General features: G+C 69.7%; 24 protein-coding genes and 2 pseudogenes. 7 read left to right on the forward strand and 19 right to left on the reverse strand.

Going from position 1 to position 22952, the window contains the following annotated elements; all coding sequences use genetic code 11:
- Nucleotides 1-135: 135 nt before the first annotated feature.
- Genes vanH through vanX form a run of 3 tightly spaced genes read left to right on the forward strand, consistent with a single transcriptional unit; the run spans nucleotide 136 to nucleotide 2745 of the window.
- Entirely contained in the window at nucleotides 136-1107 is a 972-nt protein-coding gene (gene vanH, locus AOJ26_RS04835; RefSeq protein ID WP_063790226.1) for a D-lactate dehydrogenase VanH, read from the forward strand.
- On the forward strand, nucleotides 1100-2140 hold the full coding sequence (gene vanA / locus AOJ26_RS04840) for a D-alanine--(R)-lactate ligase (RefSeq protein WP_053846906.1): 1041 nt from the start codon (nucleotides 1100-1102) through the stop codon (nucleotides 2138-2140). Before vanH ends, vanA begins: the two co-directional genes overlap by 8 nt.
- The gene (gene vanX, locus AOJ26_RS04845) at nucleotides 2137-2745 is read left to right on the forward strand and encodes a D-Ala-D-Ala dipeptidase VanX (RefSeq protein ID WP_053846907.1); all 609 of its coding nucleotides are present in this window, start codon (nucleotides 2137-2139) and stop codon (nucleotides 2743-2745) included. Before vanA ends, vanX begins: the two co-directional genes overlap by 4 nt.
- 91 nt (nucleotides 2746-2836) lie before the next feature.
- Here vanX and AOJ26_RS04850 read toward each other — a convergent pair whose 3' ends face one another.
- From AOJ26_RS04850 to AOJ26_RS04860, 3 genes are read right to left on the reverse strand one after another with little or no spacing between them, the layout of a single operon-like run.
- Complete coding sequence (locus AOJ26_RS04850) at nucleotides 2837-3859, reverse strand: SDR family oxidoreductase (RefSeq protein WP_053846908.1); 1023 nt, start codon at nucleotides 3857-3859, stop codon at nucleotides 2837-2839.
- Entirely contained in the window at nucleotides 3747-4589 is an 843-nt protein-coding gene (locus tag AOJ26_RS41460) for a DUF998 domain-containing protein (protein ID WP_078959743.1), read from the reverse strand. The genes AOJ26_RS04850 and AOJ26_RS41460 overlap by 113 nt, the downstream gene beginning before the upstream one ends.
- Nucleotides 4586-5635, reverse strand: coding sequence for an aldo/keto reductase (locus tag AOJ26_RS04860; protein ID WP_053846909.1), 1050 nt, complete (start codon nucleotides 5633-5635; stop codon nucleotides 4586-4588). The genes AOJ26_RS41460 and AOJ26_RS04860 overlap by 4 nt, the downstream gene beginning before the upstream one ends.
- Nucleotides 5636-5710: 75 nt before the next feature.
- Between AOJ26_RS04860 and AOJ26_RS04865 the strand changes: the two genes are divergently transcribed.
- Nucleotides 5711-6247 (forward strand): TetR/AcrR family transcriptional regulator, encoded by a 537-nt coding sequence (locus tag AOJ26_RS04865; RefSeq protein ID WP_053846910.1) that lies wholly within the window; start codon nucleotides 5711-5713, stop codon nucleotides 6245-6247.
- Between the two features lie 114 nt (nucleotides 6248-6361).
- Here AOJ26_RS04865 and AOJ26_RS04870 read toward each other — a convergent pair whose 3' ends face one another.
- The 11 genes and pseudogenes from AOJ26_RS04870 to AOJ26_RS45150 all read right to left on the reverse strand — a co-directional run bounded on the left by AOJ26_RS04870 (nucleotide 6362) and on the right by AOJ26_RS45150 (nucleotide 16508).
- Nucleotides 6362-7579, reverse strand: coding sequence for an acyl-CoA dehydrogenase family protein (locus tag AOJ26_RS04870; RefSeq protein ID WP_053846911.1), 1218 nt, complete (start codon nucleotides 7577-7579; stop codon nucleotides 6362-6364).
- Nucleotide 7580: 1 nt separating this feature from the next.
- The gene (locus tag AOJ26_RS04875; protein WP_053846912.1) at nucleotides 7581-8543 is read right to left on the reverse strand and encodes a 3-hydroxyacyl-CoA dehydrogenase NAD-binding domain-containing protein; all 963 of its coding nucleotides are present in this window, start codon (nucleotides 8541-8543) and stop codon (nucleotides 7581-7583) included.
- The gene (locus AOJ26_RS04880; RefSeq protein ID WP_053846913.1) at nucleotides 8540-9289 is read right to left on the reverse strand and encodes an acetoacetate decarboxylase; all 750 of its coding nucleotides are present in this window, start codon (nucleotides 9287-9289) and stop codon (nucleotides 8540-8542) included. The genes AOJ26_RS04875 and AOJ26_RS04880 overlap by 4 nt, the downstream gene beginning before the upstream one ends.
- Before the next feature lie 5 nt (nucleotides 9290-9294).
- A pseudogene (locus AOJ26_RS04885) lies at nucleotides 9295-10085 on the reverse strand (crotonase/enoyl-CoA hydratase family protein).
- 19 nt (nucleotides 10086-10104) lie between these two features.
- A complete protein-coding gene (locus AOJ26_RS04890; protein ID WP_053846914.1) occupies nucleotides 10105-11274 on the reverse strand; it encodes a CaiB/BaiF CoA transferase family protein in 1170 nt (389 codons plus the stop codon).
- A 154-nt stretch (nucleotides 11275-11428) separates the two neighbouring features.
- Complete coding sequence (locus AOJ26_RS04895) at nucleotides 11429-12340, reverse strand: LysR family transcriptional regulator (RefSeq protein WP_053846915.1); 912 nt, start codon at nucleotides 12338-12340, stop codon at nucleotides 11429-11431.
- Between the two features lie 249 nt (nucleotides 12341-12589).
- Nucleotides 12590-13822, reverse strand: coding sequence for a GNAT family N-acetyltransferase (locus tag AOJ26_RS04900; RefSeq protein ID WP_053846916.1), 1233 nt, complete (start codon nucleotides 13820-13822; stop codon nucleotides 12590-12592).
- Nucleotides 13823-13920: 98 nt separating this feature from the next.
- Entirely contained in the window at nucleotides 13921-14685 is a 765-nt protein-coding gene (locus tag AOJ26_RS04905; protein ID WP_053846917.1) for an MBL fold metallo-hydrolase, read from the reverse strand.
- 241 nt (nucleotides 14686-14926) lie between these two features.
- Nucleotides 14927-15823, reverse strand: a complete 897-nt coding sequence (locus tag AOJ26_RS04910) for a phosphorothioated DNA-binding restriction endonuclease (RefSeq protein ID WP_053846918.1) — start codon at nucleotides 15821-15823, stop codon at nucleotides 14927-14929.
- Between the two features lie 64 nt (nucleotides 15824-15887).
- Nucleotides 15888-16253: a DoxX family protein gene (locus AOJ26_RS04915; protein ID WP_053846919.1), complete on the reverse strand. Its 366-nt coding sequence runs from the start codon at nucleotides 16251-16253 to the stop codon at nucleotides 15888-15890.
- 60 nt (nucleotides 16254-16313) lie between these two features.
- Nucleotides 16314-16508, reverse strand: coding sequence for a hypothetical protein (locus AOJ26_RS45150; RefSeq protein WP_373413154.1), 195 nt, complete (start codon nucleotides 16506-16508; stop codon nucleotides 16314-16316).
- Nucleotides 16509-16589: 81 nt separating this feature from the next.
- Between AOJ26_RS45150 and AOJ26_RS04920 the strand changes: the two genes are divergently transcribed.
- On the forward strand, nucleotides 16590-17441 hold the full coding sequence (locus AOJ26_RS04920) for a LysR family transcriptional regulator (protein ID WP_234358441.1): 852 nt from the start codon (nucleotides 16590-16592) through the stop codon (nucleotides 17439-17441).
- Between the two features lie 69 nt (nucleotides 17442-17510).
- Here the strand turns inward: AOJ26_RS04920 and AOJ26_RS41470 are convergent.
- Nucleotides 17511-17645: pseudogene (locus AOJ26_RS41470) on the reverse strand (DNA starvation/stationary phase protection protein); the annotation flags it as partial.
- 304 nt (nucleotides 17646-17949) lie between these two features.
- Here AOJ26_RS41470 and AOJ26_RS04925 point away from each other — a divergent pair.
- Both AOJ26_RS04925 and AOJ26_RS04930 read left to right on the forward strand, forming a co-directional pair.
- Complete coding sequence (locus AOJ26_RS04925; protein ID WP_159044208.1) at nucleotides 17950-18405, forward strand: SUKH-3 domain-containing protein; 456 nt, start codon at nucleotides 17950-17952, stop codon at nucleotides 18403-18405.
- Between the two features lie 474 nt (nucleotides 18406-18879).
- Nucleotides 18880-19344, forward strand: coding sequence for a DUF5709 domain-containing protein (locus tag AOJ26_RS04930; protein ID WP_053846922.1), 465 nt, complete (start codon nucleotides 18880-18882; stop codon nucleotides 19342-19344).
- A 495-nt stretch (nucleotides 19345-19839) separates the two neighbouring features.
- Here the strand turns inward: AOJ26_RS04930 and AOJ26_RS45155 are convergent, their stop codons facing one another.
- The 4 genes from AOJ26_RS45155 to AOJ26_RS04950 all read right to left on the reverse strand — a co-directional run bounded on the left by AOJ26_RS45155 (nucleotide 19840) and on the right by AOJ26_RS04950 (nucleotide 22912).
- On the reverse strand, nucleotides 19840-20235 hold the full coding sequence (locus tag AOJ26_RS45155; RefSeq protein WP_053846923.1) for a GNAT family N-acetyltransferase: 396 nt from the start codon (nucleotides 20233-20235) through the stop codon (nucleotides 19840-19842).
- Between the two features lie 173 nt (nucleotides 20236-20408).
- Nucleotides 20409-21446 (reverse strand): SPFH domain-containing protein, encoded by a 1038-nt coding sequence (locus tag AOJ26_RS04940; protein WP_053846924.1) that lies wholly within the window; start codon nucleotides 21444-21446, stop codon nucleotides 20409-20411.
- Between the two features lie 4 nt (nucleotides 21447-21450).
- On the reverse strand, nucleotides 21451-21882 hold the full coding sequence (locus AOJ26_RS04945; RefSeq protein WP_053846949.1) for an NfeD family protein: 432 nt from the start codon (nucleotides 21880-21882) through the stop codon (nucleotides 21451-21453).
- 136 nt (nucleotides 21883-22018) lie between these two features.
- A complete protein-coding gene (locus AOJ26_RS04950) occupies nucleotides 22019-22912 on the reverse strand; it encodes an NAD-dependent protein deacetylase (RefSeq protein ID WP_053846925.1) in 894 nt (297 codons plus the stop codon).
- Nucleotides 22913-22952 lie beyond the last annotated feature (40 nt).

The following is a 22952-nucleotide window of genomic DNA, read 5'->3' on the forward strand; positions in this document are numbered from 1 at the left end:
TGCATATCGTCGGCGTATCGAAAACCCCATACGCCTCGGCAACAGATCGTCAACTTGACTGGCTGCATGACCCACAGCGAATCAGGCCGAAATACGGTCGGCCGTCCCCGGTCACCGGTGACTTCGCCTTCCTCGGTGGAACCAGCGACGGGTATCACCGTGTACGGATGCGGGCCGGACGAGGCAGCCCTCTTCCGGGAATCGGCATTCCGTTTCGGTGTCACACCCACCATCACGGAAGCGGCCGTGTCCGAAGCCAATGTCCACCTGGCGTCGGGAAATCGTTGCATCAGCGTAGGTCACAAGAGCCGGATCACCCGTTCCGTACTGCGCGCCCTCAAACGAGCAGGCGTGACCTACATATCCACGCGGAGCATCGGCTGCAACCACATCGATGTCGCCTACGCGGCAGGTATCGGCATCTCGGTCGAGAACGTCACCTACTCGCCCGACAGCGTGGCCGACTACACCCTCATGCTGATGTTGATGGCGGTACGCGGCGCGAAGACCACGGTCCGCCGCTCGGACCGCCACGACTACCGGCTGAACGACGTGCGCGGAAAGGAACTGCGCGACCTGACCGTCGGGGTCGTCGGAACGGGGCGCATCGGCACGGCTGTTGTGGAAAGGCTGCGCGGCTTCGGCTGTCGCGTTCTCTCCCACGACCGTCGCCCCGCGCGGTCTTCCCACTACGTCTCGCTCGACGACCTGCTGCGGCTGAGCGACATCGTGACGCTCCACGCGCCGCTCACCCCGGAGACGCATCATCTCCTTGACCGGCAGCGCATCGAACGGATGAAGCGCGGAGCCTTCGTCGTCAACACCGGACGCGGCTCCCTTGTCGACACCGACGCCCTCGTCCGGGCTCTGGAATGCGGTCGGTTGGGGGGTGCGGCGCTGGATGTCGTCGAAGGGGAAGAAGGAATCTTCTACTCCGACTGCCGCGACAGACCCATCGAGAGCAAAGCGATCCTGCGGCTTCAGGAGATGCCGAACGTACTCGTCACTCCGCACACCGCGTACTACACGGAGCACGCCCTGATCGACATGGTCGAGAACTCGATCGCCAACTGTCTGCAATACGAGAGAAGGAGTCAGCGTGGCTAGGCTGAAGGTCGGCGTCATTTTCGGTGGGATCTCCGAGGAGCACCCGATCTCGCTCAAGTCGGCGCGGGAGATCGCGCGTAATCTCGACGTGGAGAAATACGAGCCGTTCTTCGTCGGGATCACCCAGAGCGGCGACTGGAGGCTCTGTGACGGGCCGGACGCGGACTGGGAGAAGGGCGACCACCGCCCGGCCGTGCTGTCACCGGACCGGAGCGTCCGCGGACTGCTCGTCCTGGACCAGGGGCGGTACGAGACGGTCACCCTGGATGTCGTACTGCCCGTGCTGCACGGCAAGCTCGGTGAGGACGGCGCGATCCAGGGGCTCCTCGAACTCTCCGGCATCCCCTACGCCGGCTGCGACATCCAGAGTTCGGCCCTGTGCCTGGACAAGTCCCTCGCCTACCTCGTCGCAGCGAGCGTGGGGATCCCCACGCCGAAGCACTGGACCGTCACGGGGGAGGAGAGCATCGACCCCGACCTGCTCACCTTCCCCGTGTTCGTGAAGCCGGCGCGTTCGGGGTCGTCCTTCGGAGTCACCAAGGTGTCCGGGAAGGAGGAACTCCCCGGTGCGCTGGAAACCGCCCGGAAGTACGACTCGAAGGTGCTGGTCGAAGAGGCCGTCGGCGGCAGCGAGATCGGGTGCGCCATCCTCGGGAACGGTCAGGAGCTGATCGCGGGGGAGGTGGACCACATCGCGCTCTCCCACGGCTTCTTCAGGATCCACCAGGAGGACCAGCCCGAGACCGGATCCGACAACTCCTTGGCGATCGTTCCCGCCGACATCCCGGAAGAGGCGCGCTCCCTCGTCGCGGAGAAGGCGAAGGCCGTCTACCGGGCCCTGGGATGCCGGGGGTTGGCACGGGTGGACATGTTCCTCACGGACGACTCCCAGGTGGTCCTCAACGAGGTCAACACGTTTCCCGGTATGACCTCGTACAGCCGTTATCCCAGGATGATGGCGGCCGCGGGTCTTCCGTTCAGCGAGGTCATCGACCGGCTGGTGGCGCTGGCACTGTCGACGGACGTGCGATGAACGAGGACTTCGCCTTCGTGGACGAACTCGTGCCCGGCATACGCTGGGACGCCAAGTACGCCACCTGGGACAACTTCACCGGCAGACCGGTGGACGGTTACCTCGTCAACCGCATCGCCGGCACGAAGGTCCTGTGCGCGGCTCTGGAAAGGGCCCGGGACAAGGCCGGTGCCCTCGGCTTCGGCCTGCTGCTCTGGGACGGCTACCGGCCACAACGCGCCGTGGACTGCTTCGTACGCTGGTCACGACAGCCGGAGGACGGCCGCACCAAGGCACGGCACTATCCGAACATCGACCGGTCCGACATGTTCGCGAAGGGATACGTGGCCACCCGGTCGGGCCACAGCCGGGGCAGCACCGTCGACGTGACGCTGTATCACCTGGACACGGGTGAACTCGTCCCCATGGGTGGTGGACACGACCTGATGGATGTCCGCTCCCATCACGGAGCGACGGGGATCGGGGAGGAAGAGGCGCGCAACCGTGAACTGCTGCGTTCCCTCATGGAGGACTGCGGCTTCAGCTCGTACGCGTACGAGTGGTGGCACTACACGCTGAGAGGCGAGCCGTTTCCCGACACCTACTTCGACTTTCCCGTCAGGTAGGGGTCACGTCTTCTTCCACCGGTCCCAGCCCCCCCGGCCGCGGCGGACCGGTGAACCGCGGCCGCGACCGGGACGGGAACCGGCACATCCGTCAGGTTCCGATGCCGTGGGCGAGCAGGCTCTCGGCGGTGTCCTGGATGGTGTCCTCGATGGCACGGGCCCGCCAGCCGAGGAGCCGTTCGGCCTTGGCGCTGGTGGCGTCGAGATCCCGGCCCAACTGGTGGCGCAGCAACCGCAGTTCCGGGTTCACGATGCTCAGCGCGCGGGCGAGCCGTACGGGCAGTTCACGGGTCGGGGCCTTCGCGGCGCGCTCGCCAAGGCGCTCGTGCAGGATGCGCGCGATGTCGAGGACACGCAGGCTGTGCCCGGCGACCGCGAGGAAGCGTTCGCCGGCGGCCGCCGGATCGGTCATCGCGCGCAGGTGCAGATCGGCCACGTCCCGAACGTCGACGAAGCCCATCCCGAAGGGAGGACACGCCGGTACCCGTCCTTCGAGCATCCTGCGCACGAGACGCAGGGACGGCGGGTCGTCGGGACCGAGGAGGGGACCAAGGACGCCGACGGGATGGACCGCCGCCAGCTCCAGAGTGCCGCCTTCCTCCTTGACGAACTGCCAGGCGGCGCGCTCAGCCAGCGTCTTGGACCGCTGGTAGGGCGGGATGTCGCTGTCGACGTCGGTCCAGTCCTCCTCGGTGAACGGGGTCGAGCGCGGCGGATGTCCTATCCCCACGGCGCCGAAGGCGCTCGTCAGGACGACCCGACGCACGCCGGCGTCGCGTGCGGCACGCAGCACCCGCAGGACGCCCTCCCGTGCCGGGACCACCAACTCGTCGTCACCGCCCGGGGTGTGGCGCAGGGTCGGTGAGGCGACGTGCAGGACGTAATCGCAGTCGGCGACGGCGTCGTCCCAGCCGTCGGGGTGTTCGAGGTCGGCGCGTACGACGGTGAGACGCTCGTCGTCGAACGACGTGGCCGCGTGGAGCCAGGAGCGCAGTGCGGGTTCACGCTGCGGGCTGCGGACGGTGGTGCGGACGGTGTGCCCGGCGTCGAGGAGGGCGAGCACGCACCAGCTCCCGATGAAGCCCGTCCCTCCGGTGACCAGAACTCGTGTCATGTGTGTCTCCTGAACTCGCGAGTCGGGTGTCGTGGGGCATCAGCGGGCGGGTCGCCCGATGCCGTTGGGCGGCGGCCAGGCTGCTTCCGAGGAGGGCGTGGCCGATCATGATGGGGTAGATCACGGCGCGCTCGAACATGCCGACGTTCCACATCCAGCCGGTCAGCACATCGGCCATGAAGAGGGGGAAGGCGAGCAGTCCGGCGGTGCCGAGTGCGACGCTTGCGAGGGACCGGCCCCTGCTGAGACCGATGCGGGCCCCGGCGGATCCGACGACGATCGCCATGACGTTCCCGCTGAGCATGACGCCCTGCGCGCCGAGGGTGTGGAACACGATCAGGCCGTTGTCGACGTTCGCGTTGGAGCCCTGGAAGATGCCGACGAGCGAGACGCCGGTACCGGCGAGGACGGCTAGCACCAGGACGAGGGCCGGGCGGACGCCCTTGCGCGGGTCGAACACGAGGAACGCGCCGACGATCAGGAGGACGCCGTACACCACCCAGCCGGTGTCCATGACGGCGCCCAGGGGGGAGTTGGCGACCTGGCCGAACGCGGTCTGCGGCGGGCCGGTCAGTCCGAGGTGGCTGACCCAGTTGTGCAGGGGTGAGTACGGCGGGTCCTGCCATGCGGCGGCGGTGACGAACTCGGCCGTCCAGGACACGAGCGGGCCGAGGAGGATGAGGAGGGCTCCGGCGCGGGCGGCCGCGCCGGAGCGGACGACGGGGCTCATGCCAGAGCCATGCCGGGGACGCGCTGACGGATGGCCTCCAGCTCGGCCTCGTCGGACACGCCCTGCCAGTCGTAGCGGGGGGTGTACGGCGCCTCCAGGGCGCGTACCTCGTCGGCGGTGAGCTCGATGCCGAGGGAGGCCACGGCTTCGTCGATCTGCCGGATCGAGCCGGCCCCGACCAGGGGAGCGGTGACGACGGACTGGCGGCGCAGCCAGGCGAGGGCGATCTGCGCGCGGCTGACGCCGTGGGCGTCGGCGACCTGGCCGACCGCGTCGACGATCGCGCGGTTGGCCACCTCCTGAGCGGGCGAGTAGAGCAGGTCCGCGTAGGCTCCGTCCGTCTCGGAGCGTGCCGTCGAGCGGGCGTCGTCCCAGCCCCGGGCGAGGCGGCCGCGGGCCAGCGGCGACCAGATGATCATGCCGACGCCCTCGTCGAGGCACAGCGGGATCATCTCCCGCTCCTCCTCACGGGCGAGCAGGTTGTAGTGGTTCTGCATGGACACGAACCGCGCCCAGCCGTGCTGCTTCTGAAGGTTGAGGGCCTTCGCGAACTCCCAGGCGTGCATGGACGAGGCGCCGAGATAGCGGACCTTGCCGGCTTTCACGAGGTCGTTGAGTGCTTCGAGCGTCTCCTCCCAGGGGGTGGAGCGGTCGTTGCGGTGGATCTGGTAGAGGTCGATGTAGTCCGTGCCCAGGCGGCGCAGCGAGTGGTCCACCTCGGTCATGACCGCCTTGCGCGACAGCCCCCGTCCGTTGGGCCCGAGCCGCATCGGGTGGCGCAGCTTCGTGGCGATGACCACGGTGTCGCGGTCGCCGAAGTCCTTCAGCGCGCGGCCGAGGATCTCCTCGCTGGAACCGTTCGAGTACATGTTGGCGGTGTCGAAGAAGTTGATGCCCGCTTCCAGGGCGTGCCTGATGAGCGGGCGCGCCTCCCGCTCGCCCTTCGACCAGACGGGATGGCCGCGGTCGGGTTCGCCGTAGGTCATCGCACCGATGGCGATCGGGGACACGTCGAGGCCGGTGGTGCCGAGCTTGATGTATTGCATGACGCTCCTTAAGCTATGCGGAGAGCTCTCCAGATAACGTAGTGGAGAACTCTCCACTTAGCAAGGGGAGGTCTTGTGGTCCGCTCTGACGCCCGTGAGAACAGGGCGCGCATCCTCGCCGCCGCGCGCGAAGCGCTCACTGCGGACGGCAGCACGTCGATGAACCAGATCGCCCAGCGCGCCGGAGTCGGCGCCGGCACCCTGTACCGCAACTTCCCGACGCGCGAGGCGCTGGTCCTGGCCGTCTACCAGGACGAGGTCACCCGCATCATCGGCACCGTCCCGGAACTGCTGGCGAAGATGCCGCCGCTGGAAGCGCTCCGGCACTGGACGACGGACCTCGTCGAGGCCATGCGCAGGAAGCACGGCCTCGGGGACGCCCTCAGCCCGGGTGCGCACCAGGCGATCAGCGAACAGAGTTACGGCCCTGTGGTCGCCGCCATCACGGAGCTCCTCGACGCCGGCAAGAAGGACGGAAGCATCCGAGAGGACGCAGACCCCGGCGACTTCCTCCAGCTCACCGGCGCACTGTGGCGCGCCGCGCCGGACCCGGAGGACCGCGCTCCCCGCATGCTCGCGCTCATCCTCGACGGGCTCCGTACGCACCGCTAGACACCGCACCCGGGACGCGAAAGACCCCGGGGCACAGGGCCCCGGGGCATCGGTGCACGCGATCCGCCGGACGGCTGCCATGCTCGGCACGGCCCCGCCACCGGCCGCCGCTCCTCACACGAAGGCGCTCTGACCGGTGATCGACTTGCCCACGATCAGCGTGTTCATCTCGCGGGTCCCCTCGAAGGAGTAGATCGCCTCGGCGTCGGCGAAGAAGCGGGAGATGTCGTGGTCCAGGAGGATGCCGTTGCCGCCGAAGATCTCACGGCTCCAGCCCACGACTTCCCGCATCCGCGAGGTGACGAACGCCTTGGCCAGCGAGGAGTGTTCGTCGCGGAAGATCCCGGCGTCCTGGAGACGGGCGAGCTGGACGAGCATGCCCCAGGACGCGGTGATGTTGCCGAGGCTCTTGACCAGGAGGTCCTGCACGAGCTGGAAGCCGCCGATGGGACGGCCGAACTGCTTGCGCTCCCGGGCGTAGTCGAGGGCGAGCTCGTAGGCGCCGACCATGACACCGAGCGCCTGCCAGGCGACGCCCGCGCGGGTCGCGCGCAGGATCTCGGCGACGTCGCGGAAGGAGTTGATGTTCTGGAGGCGGTCGGCCTCGGGGACCCGGACGTCCGTCAGGGTGATCTCGGCGTTCTCGACGATGCGGAAGGCGAGCTTGTTTCGGATCTTCACCGGGTCGAAGCCGGGTGTGCCCTTCTGGACCACGAAGCCCTTGACGTGGTTGTCGTCCTCGTCCCGTGCCCAGACCACGACGTAGTCGGCGAAGGTGGCGTTGCCGATCCACTTCTTGGCGCCGTTCAGGACCCAGGTGTCGCCCTCACGCCGGGCGGTGGTGCGCATGCCGCCCGCGACGTCGGAGCCGCCGAGGGGCTCGGTCATCGCGAACGCGCCGATCTTGTCCATCGCGGCCATCGCCGGCAGCCAGCGGTCGCGCTGCTCCTGGTCACCGCCGGAGTGAACGGAGTACATGGCCAGGCCGTTGTGGACCCCGAAGAAGGTGGTGACCGAGGCGTCGGTACGGGTCATCTCCATGGCGAGCATGCCGGCGAGGAGGTTGCTCGCGGCGGGCTTGTGCTCGCCGTAGCCCTCGTAGGGCAGCCCGGCCAGGCCGCTGTCGCGGAACAGGCCGATGAGCTCCTTGGGGAACTCGCCCCTGGCCCAGTAGTCGTTCACCAGCGGCTTGACCTTGTCGCGCATGAGGGCGCGGGCCTTGAGGAGGATCTCGCGCTCGTCGTCCCGGAGCAGCGACTCGTAGTGGTAGAAGTCCGCGGTCAGTTCGTCGGCGACGGGGCCGGGGGCCGTGGGCTGTGTGGTGGTGGTCATCTCAGTTCTCCTCCTTCGGGGCGGCCGTCCGGGCCGCGTCCAGCGCGTCCAGGACCGCCAACTGCTTGCGGTCGCGCGCCTCGGCGAGCGCCGAGTACGTGGAGGATCCGTAAGCCTTCTCGACGGCTTCGATGAGCCGTTCTCGCTGTTCGGGGGTCTGCGCGGGGCGGTCGGCGCCGTTTCCCATGTCCTGCATCGAGGTGCCGATGTGCTCGAGGAGGTGCCGGTAGCCGCCGGGGCCGCCGCCCAGGTGGGAGCCGAGGAACGGCCCGACGGTGGCCCAGCGCAGGCCCAGGGAGTTGGTCACGACCCTGTCGAGGTCCTCGGGGGTCACCACGCCCTGCTCGACGAGGTGGACCGCCTCGCGGCTGAGGGCGTTCTGCAGGCGGTTGCCGACGAACCCGGGGATCTCCTTGCGCTCGACGACCGGGGTGCGGCCGACCGAGGTGTAGAAGTCCAGCGCGGCCCGCACGGCGTGCTCACCGGTGCGTTCGCCGGGCACGACCTCCACCAGCGGGACCAGGTGCGGCGGGTTGAAGGGATGGCCGATCAGGACGCGTGCGGCGTCCTCCTCCGCCATCTCGCCCGTGAACGCGGTCGACGGGATCGCCGACGAGGAGCTGAGCAGCAGCGCGTGGGCGGGGGTCGCACGGGCCAGCCGGGCGAACAGGTCCTTCTTGAACTCCACCCGCTCCGGGCCGTTCTCCTGGACGACGTCCGCGTCCTGGACCGCTTCGGTCACGTCGGCCGAGATGCGCACCCGGTCGGCGAGGCCGGTCACGTCCAGACCGCGGGCGGCCAGGTGCGGGGCGTACCGCTCCAGGGCGTCGGCGACGGCCCAGGCGAGGTCCTCGCGCGGGTCGCTCACCCGGACGGTCAGACCGTGCGCCGCGAACAGCGCCGTCCAGGACAGTCCGATGGTTCCGGCGCCGATGACGGCGGCCGTACGGAAGGGGCGGGTCATGAGGAAGCACCTCCCTTCAGGTAGTCGTGGACCGGCTCGACGCCGTTCAGCGTCAGGTCGGTGACGATGTGGCCGGCGGAGACGACCTCCAGCACGGGCAGGTCCGCCAGCGGGGCCAGCACGTGCTGGAAGAGCTGGAGCCGGGCGGGGCCGGTCCAGGCCTCCTTGACGGTGAGGTCGGTGATGCGGGTGCGGACGAGTTCCTGCACGCGTGGCATGCCGTCGTAGCCGGGGATCGTCTTGAGCATGTACGTCGGTACGGCGATCTGCGCCTCGGCCTGGCGCGGGTCCAGTTCGTGGTGCTTGTAGCCCATCGTCGCGGTGGCGACCCGCAGCCTGCCGTGGTCCAGCGTGCCGACGAGCGCACCGGAGTCGACGGTCAGCGACGGCGAGGCGATGACCTTCGGGTAGGCGGCGACCTCGCGGCCGGAGGCGGTCGCCGGGAAGCTATCGAGGTACATGGCGTGCAGGTATTCGCCCCGCTCGCCCTCGAAGCGGACGGGGATCGCCTGGCCGGCCTCCGTGTAGGGGCCGTAGCCGCTGACGTCGCCCATCTTCATGACCTCGAACCGGACCAGCGGCTCGTCGACCCGCAGCGGTTCGGGGACGACGGCCCGCAGCGCGTCGGGGTCGGTGCGGTAGACGACGTTGAGGTACTCGCGGTCGCTGAACCGCGGGACCGTCGGCGGGTACGCGGGGCTAGTCAGCGGGGTGGTCAGGAGCTGCCGTACGTCCTGTGCACGCATGGCTCTCACCGCCCCGTCCAGCGCGGGGCGCGGCGCTCGGCGAACGCGGTCATGCCCTCGCGTACGTCCTCCGAGGCCATCAGGGCCCTCATCGCGCCGCGCTGGAAGGCGAAGGCCTCGGCGTCCGACGCACCGTCGGCGGCGCGAACGACGCGCTTGACGGCGGCCAGGGCCAACGGGGCGTTCTCCGCTACGCGTTGGCCAGTCGCAGGGCCTCGGCGACGGCCTGCCCCCTGGCGGTGACGCGGTTGGCCAGGCCCAGTTCGGCGGCGCGGCGGCCGCCGACGGCCTCGCCGGTCAGCAGCAGCTCCATGGCCAGGTGATGCGGGATGCGCCGGGGCAGGCGGATCACGCCGCCGCCCGCGGCGATCAGGCCGCGCTTGACCTCGGGCAGGGCGAACCGGGCGTCCTCGGCGGCGACGATCAGGTCGCAGGCCAGGGCCAGTTCGAAGCCGCCGCCCATGGCGAAGCCCTCCACGGCGGCGATCAGGGGCTTGGCCGGCTCGGCCTCGGTCAGGCCGCCGAACCCGCGGCCCTCGACCTCGGGCGACTCGCCACGCAGGGCGGCCTTGAGATCCATGCCGGCGCTGAACGTGCCGCCCTCGCCGGTCAGGACGCCGACCCGCAGGGCGGGGTCGGCCTCCAGCGCGTCGAGTGCGTCGGCCAGGGCGGTGGCGACCGCGGCGTTCACGGCATTGCGGGCCTCGGGGCGGTCGAGGGTGATCAGCAGGGTGGAGCCGATGCGTTCGGTGCGGACGACGGGGGTGGTGGCGGGGTGTTCCGTGGTGGTGCTCATGGCTGTCCTCCTGTGACGGTCAGCGTGCGGCGGCGTCGAGTTCGGCGAGGACGTCCTCGGTGTCCTGGCCCGCGACCGGGGCCAGACGGCGGATCGAGCCAGGGGTGGCGGAGAACCGCACCGGGATGCCGATGGTGCGGACCGTGCCCTCGGTGGGGTGCTCGACGGTGTCGAGGAGGTGGCCGTCGCGGACGTACGGGTCCTCGTGGGCGCGGTCCAGTTCCAGCACCGGGGCCATCGGGATGCTGTGCTCGGCGCACACCTCCGCCCACTCCTCGGTGGTCAGCGCCGGGGCGCAGGTCTCAAGGAGCGCGGCCAGGTCCTCGTGGTCGGCGCTGTCGATGGCGTCACCGTTGACACGCGGGTCGCCGGCGAGGTCCGGACGTCCGGCGGCGGTGAGGAAGTCCCGGTAGTTCTTCGGGTTGTACGGCATCACGCAGGCCAGGCCGTCCTTGGTGCGCACCGCCCTGTGGCCCTTGAGCATCGACAGCGCGAAGCCGGTGGGGCCGGTCTCGGGCACGTGGGTGTGGCCCGCCAGGTGCTCCACGATGTTGAACGCGATCAACGTGTCCGTCATGGGGATCTCGACGAGCTGGCCCTCACCGGTGCGGCCGCGGTGCAGCAGGGCGGCGAGGACGCTGTAGGCGATGGTCAGCGAGGAGACCTTGTCGCCGATGATGGTCGGCAGGTAGACGGGCTCGCCGAGCGCCCGGTCGGCGATGTCGACAAGACCGGAGGCGGCCTGCACGGTCTCGTCGTACGCGGCGTGGCCGGCCCGGTCGGAGTCGCTGCGGAACCCCTGCGCGTGGGCGTAGACCAGGCCGGGGTTGCGGGCGGCGATGTCGTCGTAGGACAGGCCAAGGCGGTGCAGGGCACCGGGGCGCATGTTGGTGATCAGTACGTCAGCGGTGTCGATCAGCCTGAGCGCCCGCTCGCGGTCCGTGTCGTCCTTGAGGTCGAGGGACACACTGCGCTTGTTGCGGTTGACGTTGAGGTTCAGCGGGGTCATGCCCGGCGTGGTGCGGTAGTGGCCGACCCGGACGGTGTCGGCGGGCGACTCGATCTTGATCACGTCGGCGCCGAGGTCCCCGAGGATCTGGGCGGCGTAGGGACCCATCACCACGGTCGACAGGTCGATCACGCGGGTGCCCTCAAGAGGGCCGGAGACGGTGTCTGCGAGGTCCGTCATAACTTCCCTTCACTCCTTGTTTCGCGCTTTCTGTGTATCTGGAAACTAAGTTACAGCGAGAAGTGTTCGAGGGGACAGCTCAGGGAGTGACCGAATAGCGAAAGGCGGTATGACCGCAGTGGTCGTACCGCCTTTCGTGAAGGTTCCAAGGTGGTTATGAACGAAGTGGTTCGGCGAAGATCTCGCGGGCCGCTGTCACGACTTCCTCCAGGTCGCCGCCCTGGGCTCGGTCCTTGCGCCAGATCAGCCCGGTCTCCAGCCGTGGGTGGAAATCGGAGAACGGCAGTACGGTGACATTCTCCAGATGGTAATTCTGTACAGGGCTTCTGGAATCCAGCATGGAAATGGAGAAGGCCAGACCACTCGACACTATCTCGCTGATTCCCTCGAAAGCGGCACTGTTGATTTCGATACGCTTCTTGATGCCGAGTTCGGAAAGCTGCTGATCGAGTCCACGGAAGTACGCGTTGGTGACGGCCGTCGGGGAGGTGACGTAGGCGAGTTCGGTCAGTTCCGTCAGGGCGACGGCGTCGCGTCCGGCGAACCGGTCCCTGGGGACGACCGCGCCGAGCCGTTCCGACATCACCGGCAGCAGTTCCAGCGCGGGGTCCCCGCCTGCCGGGAGGCGGGCCAGCGTCAGCGCGAGCCTGCCGTCGCAGACGGCGTCCACGAGCCGGTCGGTGCCGCCCGGCCAGCGCTTGATCTCGAACCGGTCGCGGACCCGCTCGGCCAGGGCGTCCATTCGCTCCCGCAGATCCGGATGGATGCCGCTGGGCACCCCCAGCAGCAGGATGGCCCGCCGCGGCCGGGCCGTCTCGTCGAGGCGCCACTTGATGGAGTCGACCTGCTCCAGCACACCCCGCGCGATCGGCAGCAGGGCGTTGCCGGCCGGAGTGAGGGTCACATGGTGGGTGTCGCGGTCGAACAGCCGATGCCCGAGCTCGCTCTCGAGATCCTTGATCCGTCTGCTCAGCGGAGAGGCGGCCATGTGCAGCTTGCGGGCCGCCATGGAGAAGTTCAGTTCCTGTGCGACAGCGACGAAGTAACGCAGATGCAGGAGTTCCACGGTGCCACCGTAGAGGGCCGGTGGGTGTGGGTGATCAAGGGCTTCGGTGGGGTCGGGGGTCCGGGGCCCGCCGTCGGCCAGAGGCTGTCAGCCGGATGACGGCGGGCCCCGGGCGCCCCGTCTCCGCCTCCGCCTCCCGGCGAACAGGCCACGGTGTGACCGAGGAACTGGCGGTCACGCGGCTGCGACCCTCGTCGTCGCAGCGACGAGAGCACTGGCTCGTGCCGAAGGCACCGGTATCGCGCCTCCTCAGAACCAGTGCAGGCAGTGCGGAGCGCGGTCGGAGCTGAAGAGGGCGTCGGCCAGGGGGACCGCGTCCGGGTGGTGGGCGCGGATGTGCCCGGCGCGCACGAGGGTGCTCGGGGCGGTGCCGCCGAGGTAGACCGATCCCAGGTCGTTCACGTCCAGGGACAGGTCGGGCTCCCGGTCGGTCGGGACGCAGTCGGCCTTGCCGTCCTGGACGGTCAGCAGGTAGCGGTTGTGCTCGTCGAGGAAGGGGTCGTCGACGTCGAGGACGAGCTCGCCGTCCGTGAACCAGCCCCGCGCGGTCAGCGCACGGGGGACGTCCAGCAGCCGTACCCACAGCCAGTCCGTGTCGCCGCTCACCTCGGCGGCACGGAAGTCCGCGAGCTGCCAGCGCAGCGGATGGTGGGGCGGGACGTGGCGGAACACGACCTCGGAGACCAGGTCATGGCCGAGCACGAAGCGGGCCAGTGCGGTGAAGACGTTGTCGTCGCCGGTGATGGTCTCGTCGACCTTCAGGGTCCGGGAGTCGTCGATCGAGTAGCTGGCGTACCCGTCCGGTACACCGTCGGCGTCCCGGTGTACGGCGACGTAACGCGGCGCGGGCGAGATCGGGGGCTGCCCCGCGCGCAGGTCCCACCAGCGGTGCGGCCGGGACAGCGCGCCGGGCTGGGCGCGGCGGTACCGGTCGTAGACCTCTTCCAGGATCTCGCCGCACTCGGCACGGCGCAGCACCTCGATCGTGCCGGCGTCCTGGCCGACCGCCGGTGCGCCGGGCGTGGCGCGGGCGCGAGGGCGGGCGAAGGCGGCCCGATGGCGCTGCACGGTCAGGCGCTGTGTGTAGGTCGCCGGCCCGTAGCCGAACCTGCCGTAGATCAGGGCCTCAGAGGCGAGCAGCACGGAGAGAAAGTCGCCGCCGGCCCGCAGGTCGGTGAGTTGGTGCCGCATCATCGCGCTGAGCACCCCCCGGCGTCGGTGCGAGGGCAGGACGCCTACTGCGGTCACCCCGGGTGCCGGGACGAGGGTCCCGCCGGGCAGGGTGAGCTCGAAGGAGTGCGTGGCGGCGGTACCCATCGGCCGTCCATCGGCTGTCCGGGCGAGCAGGCAGCGGTCCGTTTCGAGCGCCGACCACCACAGTCCGCCGCCCTCGGTCGGAGTCTCCGGGAAGTGTCCGAACGCCGCATGGACGGTGTCGACGAAGACGTCGAAATCCTCGTCGGTCGTGGAACGTATCTCCATCGCGGCCGCTGCCTCCTCGGGATCCCGGCCCCACGACTGGTGAGGCCTGGCCACAGTGCAGCGGTGGCCCGTGGCCCGGTCAACCGAATTACGGGAGGCTACCGCCCCCGAACCTGCTCCTGGTTGGACCGGTGGGGGCCGTAGAGCCAGTCCGCATGCGGTCCCAGACGTGCGTCGACCGGTTCCTCCCCTCGCCGCAGCGCGTCGACGTAGGCACGATCGGCGGCGAGGCGGGCCGCGACCTGGGCGCCCTCGGCGACCGCGCCGTGGCCGGGGATCACCACGTCGGCGTGCCCGGCCGCCGCGTCCAGCCGGTCGAGCGCCTCCTCGTAGGCGGCCACCTGATCGTCCTGGCGTACGTCGAAGAGCGGGATGAGTACGTCCGAGAGCATGTCGCCCACGATCAGGACGCCCCGGTCCGCGAGGAGCATCGTGGCGTGACCGACGGCGTGCGCCCGATGCTCGATGACCTCGCCCGGAACGGGTCCGCCGGTCGCGGGCAGCGGGGTGAGGAGAGCGACCAGTTCGAGAGGGACGTCGGACGCGCTCTGCGCCGCCATCGCCTGTGCCCTCTCCCTGGCCTCGGCGGCCACCTGGGCGGCGGCGGGAGTGGCGTAGCGCGGCACGTCGCCGAACCGGGAATGCCAGAGCAGGTGGTCCCAGTGCGGGTGGGTGCAGAACCCCGCGACCACCGGGACACCGAGCTGGTCCACGGCGTCGGCGAGCTGGTCCAGCTCGGAGCCGTGGATGCCGGGATCGATCAGGATCAGCCCGTCGTCACCGCGCACCACGACGGAGTTGCTCCACACCCACTCGCTCTGCCGGACCCAGACGCCGTCGGCCACCTGCTTCAGCTTGCCCATCGCCACTCCCGTCGGTCGCTCACACTGGTGAGACTGCTTCGCTCAGCCGAACTCATCGCTCAGGGTGTGGCTCGTGCGCCGCCGGAGTGGGCGTTCACGTGGCCGGTGTCGGCGCCCGTCGGGTCGTGCGGGCGGCTGGCGGGGAGCCAGGTGGCGACCGCCTGGCGGTCCACCGGCTGTGGGCCGGTCGACCCGCACTCCTACGGCCACCACGTCTGACATCTGCGCGGACCGACGTGCGTCAGGCGTCGGCGGCAGGGCGCGGTGCGCCGTGGAACACCTGGCCGGTGTGCCAGGCGAGATGGTCGGCCGCGACACGGGGGATGCCGGGCTGCGGCCCGACCAGCGGGCGTCCGGCCAGCGCGACGACCTGGTCGCGAGCGGCGGGGCTGTGGCCCACGAAGCGCTGGGAGACCAGGATGCGGTGGTCGGCGTCGACCCCGAGGACGCCCTTGTCGAAGAGCTTGTGGTGCAGCGAGCACAGGCACAGACCGTTGTCCACGTCGTCCGGACCGCCGAACGCCCACCAGCGGACATGCGCGGCTTCCAGGCCGACCGGGACGGTGCTGATCCTGCCGTCGTAGCCACAGAAGGCACACCGGTACTCGTAGGCGGTCAGCACGGTCTCGCGCATGCGCCGGTCCCGCTGCCGCCTCCGCAGGGACGGGAGGTGTTCGGTCGGCGCCACCTCCGGTTCCAGGCCGACCGCTTCCCGCAACTCCTCGTGCAGAGAGGGCGGAAAGTGCAGATCGAGCAGCAACTGGGCTATCCGGCCCAGCAGTTCCGGGTCGCCGTCCAGAGCGGTTCTGAGCTCCGGGGCGAGCCGCCCGGTGGCACCGGTCCGGCGCAGATCCCGTACTCCGCTGCCGGGGCTGCCGTGCCCGCGGTCGGTCCGCACCTCCCACACCCCGTCGCTCACCAGATGGTGGAACGGGTACGCGGGTGACGTCCTGTTGGGCGGCCCGTACTCGGTCAGCAGTCGTCGCAGATCCTCCTCCACCGCCGTGTATCGCAGCGCGCTGCCCGTGTCCTCCTGGTACCGGCCGAGGGCGTACAGCAGGAGCAGTGGCTTGTGCGGGGCCCGTGTGCCGTTCCTGGTCCACTGCCGGAGCTTCGCGAGGCGTTCGAGCCAATCCATGGGGGTGATCGTAGTGACGGCTCCGCCGCTGCGGTCACCGTCCTCGGGTGAGCGGTGCCCGGCCTCAGCCGGACGTCGCCACGGCCAGCCAGACGGTCACGGCGGTGGCGGCGACGAGCCCGAGGTTGAGGGTGATCCGGCGGTCCTCACCGGTCAGGTGGACTGCGATCGCACCGGCCTGCAGGAGCAGGAAGCCGATGGCCGCGGCCGTAGCCAGCGAGGGCGCGATGCCGGTCAGCGGCGGCAGGATCAGTCCGGCCGCGCCGAGCAGTTCGACCGTTCCCAGCGCCCTGACGACGGGCATCGGCAAGCGGTCGACCCAGGCCATCATCGGCCGGAGCTGCTCGCGACTGCGGGTCACTTTCAGGACGCCCGCGTAGAGGTAGAAGAGGGCGAGGAGTCCCGCGACGATCCAATAGGCGATGTTCATGGTTCCCGTTCATGGACCGCCGGTTTCCGGGGCCCGTCGATCGTGTCTGTCGGTTCGACTTCAGGCAGGCGCAGGGGTGTGACGGCTCATCGCGTCGATGTCGGTCTGTGGTGTCAGCCTTGCCCGATGCGGCTGCCGTTCCTCAGGAACCCGCCTGCGCGTGGTGCCGAGAGCGATCGTCTCGCCCTCGCCCGGACCCACCACCGATACGGCGGGGTCGGCCTGCGGTTCGCTGCTCCTTGCTGCGTCGGTCATGTCCCCGAGTCCACCGCCGGCCCCCTGCCGGTGTCCAAGACCTGTCCTGCGGCACCGATACCCGCTGGGTATGGTTGCAGCGTGGAGCTACGGACCTTGCGCTACTTCGTGGCGGTCGCCGAGGAACTCCACTTCGGCCGAGCCGCGACCCGACTGCACATGAGCCAGCCGCCGCTGAGCCGGGCGATCAAGCAGTTGGAGGCCGAGGTCGGGGCCCTGCTGTTCGCCCGCTCGCCCGCGGGTGTCGCCCTCACGCCGGTGGGCACGGTGCTGCTCGACGAGGCGCGGGCACTGCTCGAACACGCCGACCGCGTACGTGTCCGGGTCAGCGCGGCGGCCGGCATGACGACCCTCACCGTCGGGATTCTGGGCGACGGCACCGATCCCGGAGTGGCCAGGCTGGCCGCCGCCTACCGTCGGAGCCACCCCGGCATCGACATCCGCGTCCGCGACACCGATCTGACCGACCCGACGTGCGGGCTGCGCACCGGAGTCGTCGATGTCGCCCTGACACGAGCGCCGTTCGACGAAACCGCCCTGACGGTGCGTGTGCTGCGCGCCGATCCAGTCGGCGTCGTCCTGCGCGCCGACGATCCGCTGGCCCGCCGCGACCGGCTGCGGCTGGCCGAACTCGACGATCGCCGCTGGTTCCAGTTCCCGCGGGGCACGGACCCCGTCTGGCAGTCGTACTGGAACGGCGGGACACCGCGCGAGGGTCCCGTGGTGCGGGCCGTCCAGGAGTGCCTGCAGGCCGTGCTGTGGAACGGCACGATCGGCCTGGCCCCGCTCGGCCACGACCTGCCCGCCGAGCTGGCCGTGGTGCCGCTGATCGACATGGCCCCGAGCCGCGTGGTGGCGGTGTGGAACGAAGGCGACACCAACCCGTTGATCCGGTCCTTCGTGGAGATCGCGACGGGGGCGTATCGCCAGTGACGGTCGGCAACCGACGCTGCTGCCGCTGCCGTACGTAACGCGGTTGCCGTGACGGGAAGTTCAGCGTGTGCGCTGGCAGGAGTACATGCGCGCGTCGTAGGACAGTCCGAGCGGGAACTGCTTCACGGTTCCGAACTCCTGGATGACGGCGCCCTTCTCATGCAGCCACGGTTGGCTGCTCGGGGGTGGGGACGTGGTGGTCATGACTGTCTCCTGAGGATGCCGTGCTGTGCGTACGCCGACGACGCTATGCCCCGCAGCGGCGGGCGAGCCGTCCCGTTCCGGATGTGTCCGATGCTTCACCGGGCCGTCGAAGCGGTCCGGGTGGTCCCCGCGGCCCGCGGGGACCGCGCTAAGAGGGTTGAGCCCGTAAACGACCTTCGTGTCCTTCGTTGCCAATGGCCCTGCCCGTTGGTCGGGATGTGAGGCAGAGTGGAGCAACAGACACGGCCGACCGGGAGCGCGCATAGAACACATCAGTAAGTCATCGACCGCTTGCAGTCCGTCGGTGTTGGACGCGCTTGGTGCTGCTGGGTGGACAGCAGGTCGCAAAATCTCCGTTACGGGCTGGACGCGGCAAATGACGGATGCCGGGTTCGAACTCAACGACCTGGCGGTAGCGGTCTGGGCCGAGTTCGGCGAACTGCTGATCAGGAGTTCCTCGAGCCGTGTCCCCGGTTCGTCACTGCACCTGGACCCCGTTGACGCCTGTATCGACGACGCTGAGGGAGCGTCCAAATTGAGGCTTCACTACGGAGAGAACTACAGCCCTCTGGGCATGTGGTCGAGCCAGTTCCGCGCGTACATCTCAGCCAGCGGTCTCGTCGTCGCCGTGGGGCCGAACTGCCTCTGGCCTCTAAGTTCTACCTTTATGGAGGCGTTGGCCTATGTGGTGGACGGCGATGGTGGCGTCAGTCGTGCGGAGCAGGCGGACTGGCTCGCCAACTGCCTGCCCGGCAGGTGAGGCAGTCTTGCAGGGCTCTGACGCCGTAATCACACCAGCCACACTGGCTACGTTGCGACGAACAGACGCGGAGCCGGTCCGCACCGACTACGCCGCCATCGCCACGGCGGCGGGCGCACGCGGCATCCGTGTGGAGAAGGGACGGCGTCGAGGTCCGACTCGAGATCGAACGCTTCCACGTACGTCCGTCACTTGGTGGTGAGTGACGTCGTCCGTGCGCTGTGGGGACAGTGGTCGTGCGCTCGTGGGGGATCCTGCGGGGGACAGCGGCTCTAGAGTGACGTGCAGCGGCATTGGGGGCCGCGCAGGTGATCCGGGTCGTGCGACCGGGAGACCGGTGCAGCGAGCGTCTCGGCGCCGAGGGGCCGGGGCGACCGTCGTCGAGATCTGGACGGACCTGGTTCCGTTCACGCAGTCCCGCCGCGAGGGGTGGTTTGCCGCCGGCCCTCCGGCCCGAACAACGATGGAGCGCAGATGGCCGACGAAGCGATGGGCGACGACGTCTACCAACCGGACGGTTCCGAGGTGCAGGACGACGCCGGAGTGCTCGACGCCCTGGACACCCTGGACTTCCGGAGCGGCGACGAGGCCCTGGACGAGGGCTGGTCGCCCCCGGAGAAGCCCTGGGGCGTGGAGCACACCGGCGTCACGGGGTCGGAGCAGCGGCGGGGCGAGAGCCTGGACGAGCGTCTGTCCGAGGAGGTGCCGGACGTCGGTGTCCCGTACGGTGACGGGCTGGGGGACACCTGGGACACCGACGGTGAGCTCATCGACGACGAGGTCGGGGACCAACGCGCCGGACGGCTGGTCGCGCCCGACGAGGGCAGCCATGAGAACACCGACTCCGACCTGATCGCTTCCGACCTGGGGCTGGACGGCGCCGGGGCATCGGCTGAGGAGGCTGCGGTCCATCTGATCCCCGACTCCGAGACCTACTGACGACTGGTCACGCCTACTTGCCCGGACGGCACTGCGTCAGCGGCCGAACGCGGATGCCGTCAGAAACCGATCGCGGCACTTTAGTGCTCTGGGCGGCTCAGGGTGGGGCCGGGTCCGTGCCGGGCGGGGGATCGGTGATCGGTTGGCGTGGGCCGGTGGTGGCGTTGATCGCCGCCTCGACGGCGGCGATCCGGTCGGCGAGCAGACCGAGGTGGCCACCGCACGGGTGAGGAGTCGTCGGCCGGTCCGCCCAGGGCCTGGCCGCAGACGTACGCGGCCTTCAACTCGGCTCAACGGAGCTCTCGTTCGTGGGTGAGTGCGCCGCGCAGCTCGGCCGGTTTCAGCAGGTCGGCCTCGGACTGGACGGCTGAGCCGAGGAGAGGCGGCTTCGGGCGCGCTCACCCGGGCGCGGGCCTACGAGGGGGCCCTCAACGCCCTCGATCCGGCCGAGCGGCTGCACATCAGGCAGTTGGTGCTACGGGCGGCGTCGCCTCTTCACCCGTGGCGAGACCCAGAGTGCTGCCGGCGATCCAGCAGGCCGTGCCAGGTGCGTCGGAACCCACCCATGAGGTGGCAGCACAGGGGGCCGCCGTGGGGGAGGGGCACCGCGCTCTCCCGGGCCATCGTCTCGAAGAAGCCCCGTCCGTCGCGGGTCTGGGCCGTCGTGCTCCACTGGAAGCCGGGGCAACGGGCGAGAACGGAGTGGACGAGATCGCGTCCCAGCCCCTGACGCTGCCGGGCGTCGCAGACCCAGACGTCCAGGATCCGCCCCGTGCGACAGGTCGGGCAGGCCCGGAAACGGAGGCGCCCGATGACGTGCTCCTCGGGATCGAGCAGGACTATTTCCGTCGCCGTGCCGGGTGACGCGGTGCCAAGGCCGTTCAACTGCACCTCTTCGTGGTCTTCGTCGTCTCATCCTCGGGAAGGCGGATCGGAGGACACTATGGAGCACGTGTGTGTGGCGCGTGAAGGTGTCGGTCGGTGCGATCTGCCCGGCGGCGGCTCTACAGGGCCACGACGCCGGACGTCGGGCACAGGATGCGCGTCCGAGGACGGGCCGTGGTTCAGCGGGGCGGCACGGACGGGAGGACGTCGGGGGTGGCGCGGTCGACCTTGGCCGCGTCCGCGAGGGCGGCTGCGGCGGCCTGCGCGGCCTCGGCGGTGTCGTCAGCTGCCCGCTCGGCGCTGTCGTCCGAGGGCTTCTCACGGGTGGCCGGGGACTGGGGCAGCACCTCGGTGAACGCGCGGGACACGTTCTGGAGCGCGGAGGTGATCTCGCTGGGGATCACCCAGAAGTTGTTCCCCGATCCCTGCGCCAGCTGGGGCAGCGTCTGGAGGTACTGGTAGGCCAGCAGTTTGGGGTCGGGGTCATTGCGGTGCACGGCCTGGAACACCTCGTCGATGGCCCGGGACTGGCCCTCGGCCTGGAGGATCGCAGCGGTGCGGTTGCCCTCGGCGCGCAGGACGGCGGCCTGCTTGTCGCCCTCGGCGGTGAGGATCTGCGACTGGCGCTGGCCCTCGGCCCCGAGAATCGCGGCACGCTTGTCCCGCTCGGCTCGCATCTGCTTCTGCATCGCGTCCTTGATGGACTGCGGCGGATCGATGGCCTTGATCTCCACTCGGTTGACCCTCAGCCCCCACTTGCCGGTGGCCTCGTCCAGGACGCCGCGGAGCTGGCTGTTGATGGTGTCCCGCGAGGTGAGGGTCTTTTCCAGATCCATGGATCCCACGACGTTGCGCAATGTGGTCACGGTGAGCTGTTCGACCGCCTGGAGGAAATTCGCGATCTCGTAGAACGCCGCTCGGGGGTCGGTGACCTGGAAATACAGAACGGTGTCGATCTCGACGACCAGATTGTCCTCGGTGATCACGGGTTGCGGCTTGAAGGAGACGACCTGTTCCCGGAGATCGATCACGGGATGAACCCGGTCGATGAACGGAATGACGAGACTGAGCCCAGGAGTCAGTGTCCGGTGGTAACGGCCTAGTCGCTCGACATTGCGAGCGCGCGCCTGCGGCACGATGCGGACCGCCCTCACCACGGTGAAAACCGCGATCAGTGCGACAAGCAGGCCGGCAATGAGGAACGCCGAGGTTTCCATGGTTTCAGTCCCGGGGGTAGACGAGGGCGGTGGCGCCGCAGATCTCCATGACATCGACCGTCTTTCCAGGCGGAATCACCAGCGTCTCGTCATAGGCGCGGGCCGTCCATTCCTCGCCGTCGATGCGGACCCTGCCGCCGAGGCCCGTCACCTCCGAGAGGACATAGGCGGGCTTGCCGACCAGAGCGTCGATGCCGAATCGTTCCACTTGGGGCCGAAGCAGGTGGCGCAGCGCGATGGGGCGCACGAACACCAGGGTGCCCGCGGCGACGAGGGTGAACACCAGAAACTGGAAGGGCAGCGGCAGCCCGATCGCGGCGGACCCCGCCGTGACCAGCGCGGACACACTCAGCATTCCGAGCGCAGCGGTAAGGGTGGCGATCTCCGCCACAGCCAGCACGGCTGCGATGATCAACCAGATCAGCGATGGATCCATGGCGTGCCTCTTCTGACCGGTGCGGGTGCGGAAGGGCCTGACGTACACCATTGGACCCCGACACCGGATGGCTGCGATACCCCTGGAAGGGAAACCCGCGCGTTCCGGACCTCTGTCGCTGCCGGGCCTCGCACGCTCAGATGTTCGGCATCCGTCGAAGGCCCAGGGCGCCCGCGACAGACGTCAGGGCGGTTCCCAGCGGGAGGCTGACACGGGTGTGGGCGAGCTGGTCACCGCGGGTGGGGTCCCGGTTGATGATGAGGACCCGCTTGTCCGACTGGGCCGCCTGGCGGACGAATCTGAGTCCCGACATCACCGTCAGCGAGGACCCCAGAACCAGCAGGGATCTCGCCGCCCGGACCATCTCGCGGCAGTCCTCGATCCGCTGCGCCGGCACCGGCTCGCCGAAGAACACCACGTCGGGCTTGAGAATGCCGCCGCAGTCCGCACAGGGCACGACGCGGAAGTCGGCGACCTGGTCGTCGGAGAGATCGGCGTCACCGTCGGGGTTGATGCCCGCGGCCACCGGCCGGAACCCCGCGTTGGCCTCTTCCAGCCGCACCGCGAGGTCACGGCGCGAGGTGACGGCACCGCAGGCCAGGCACCGGACTCTCGCCAGGCTGCCGTGCAGCTCCACCACCCCCTCGGCACCGGCGGCCTGGTGCAGGCCGTCGACGTTCTGGGTGATCACCCCCGAGAGCAGACCGTGCCGGGCGAACGCGGCGACCGCCTGGTGCCCGGCGTTGGGCCGGGCGCGGCCGAAGGTACGCCACCCGAGGTGGCTGCGGGCCCAGTAGCGTCGCCGGGCCTGCGGGCCCGCGGTGAAGTCCTGGTACGTCATCGGCGTGTGCCGACTCAGGCTGCCGCCCTCGCCCCGGTACGCGGGGATGCCCGACTCCGTGGAGATGCCCGCCCCGGTGAGCACCAGCACGCCACCGGCGCCGAGCGCGTCGACCACCGGCCGGAGGTCGGTGGTGGCCGGCGGCAGGTCCGGGGGAGGGGTCCAGTGCAGGGTGGGACGGGTCCGCATGCGTGCCAGGGTACGAAACCGGGCCCGCGTCGTCCGTCGA

This window comes from Streptomyces sp. NRRL B-24085 (assembly GCF_001282115.1).
In the GTDB taxonomy this organism is placed as follows: domain Bacteria; phylum Actinomycetota; class Actinomycetes; order Streptomycetales; family Streptomycetaceae; genus Streptomyces.

What these genes read in the sequence shown, in the direction of transcription:
- AOJ26_RS04910 (WP_053846918.1), bottom strand. Translation starts at nt 15,823, where the DNA reads ATGGATTGGCTCGAACGCCTCGCGAAGCTCCGGCAGTGGACCAGGAAC.
- AOJ26_RS04880 (WP_053846913.1), bottom strand. Translation starts at nt 9,289, where the DNA reads ATGCGTGCACAGGACGTACGGCAGCTCCTGACCACCCCGCTGACTAGC.
- AOJ26_RS04900 (WP_053846916.1), bottom strand. Translation starts at nt 13,822, where the DNA reads ATGGAGATACGTTCCACGACCGACGAGGATTTCGACGTCTTCGTCGAC.
- AOJ26_RS04850 (WP_053846908.1), bottom strand. Translation starts at nt 3,859, where the DNA reads ATGACACGAGTTCTGGTCACCGGAGGGACGGGCTTCATCGGGAGCTGG.
- AOJ26_RS04860 (WP_053846909.1), bottom strand. Translation starts at nt 5,635, where the DNA reads ATGCAATACATCAAGCTCGGCACCACCGGCCTCGACGTGTCCCCGATC.
- AOJ26_RS04890 (WP_053846914.1), bottom strand. Translation starts at nt 11,274, where the DNA reads ATGACGGACCTCGCAGACACCGTCTCCGGCCCTCTTGAGGGCACCCGC.
- AOJ26_RS41460 (WP_078959743.1), bottom strand. Translation starts at nt 4,589, where the DNA reads ATGAGCCCCGTCGTCCGCTCCGGCGCGGCCGCCCGCGCCGGAGCCCTC.
- AOJ26_RS04915 (WP_053846919.1), bottom strand. Translation starts at nt 16,253, where the DNA reads ATGAACATCGCCTATTGGATCGTCGCGGGACTCCTCGCCCTCTTCTAC.
- AOJ26_RS04930 (WP_053846922.1), top strand. Translation starts at nt 18,880, where the DNA reads ATGGCCGACGAAGCGATGGGCGACGACGTCTACCAACCGGACGGTTCC.
- AOJ26_RS04945 (WP_053846949.1), bottom strand. Translation starts at nt 21,882, where the DNA reads ATGGATCCATCGCTGATCTGGTTGATCATCGCAGCCGTGCTGGCTGTG.
- vanX (WP_053846907.1), top strand. Translation starts at nt 2,137, where the DNA reads ATGAACGAGGACTTCGCCTTCGTGGACGAACTCGTGCCCGGCATACGC.
- AOJ26_RS04870 (WP_053846911.1), bottom strand. Translation starts at nt 7,579, where the DNA reads ATGACCACCACCACACAGCCCACGGCCCCCGGCCCCGTCGCCGACGAA.
- AOJ26_RS04940 (WP_053846924.1), bottom strand. Translation starts at nt 21,446, where the DNA reads ATGGAAACCTCGGCGTTCCTCATTGCCGGCCTGCTTGTCGCACTGATC.
- AOJ26_RS45150 (WP_373413154.1), bottom strand. Translation starts at nt 16,508, where the DNA reads ATGACCGACGCAGCAAGGAGCAGCGAACCGCAGGCCGACCCCGCCGTA.
- AOJ26_RS04875 (WP_053846912.1), bottom strand. Translation starts at nt 8,543, where the DNA reads ATGACCCGCCCCTTCCGTACGGCCGCCGTCATCGGCGCCGGAACCATC.
- AOJ26_RS04950 (WP_053846925.1), bottom strand. Translation starts at nt 22,912, where the DNA reads ATGCGGACCCGTCCCACCCTGCACTGGACCCCTCCCCCGGACCTGCCG.
- AOJ26_RS04905 (WP_053846917.1), bottom strand. Translation starts at nt 14,685, where the DNA reads ATGGGCAAGCTGAAGCAGGTGGCCGACGGCGTCTGGGTCCGGCAGAGC.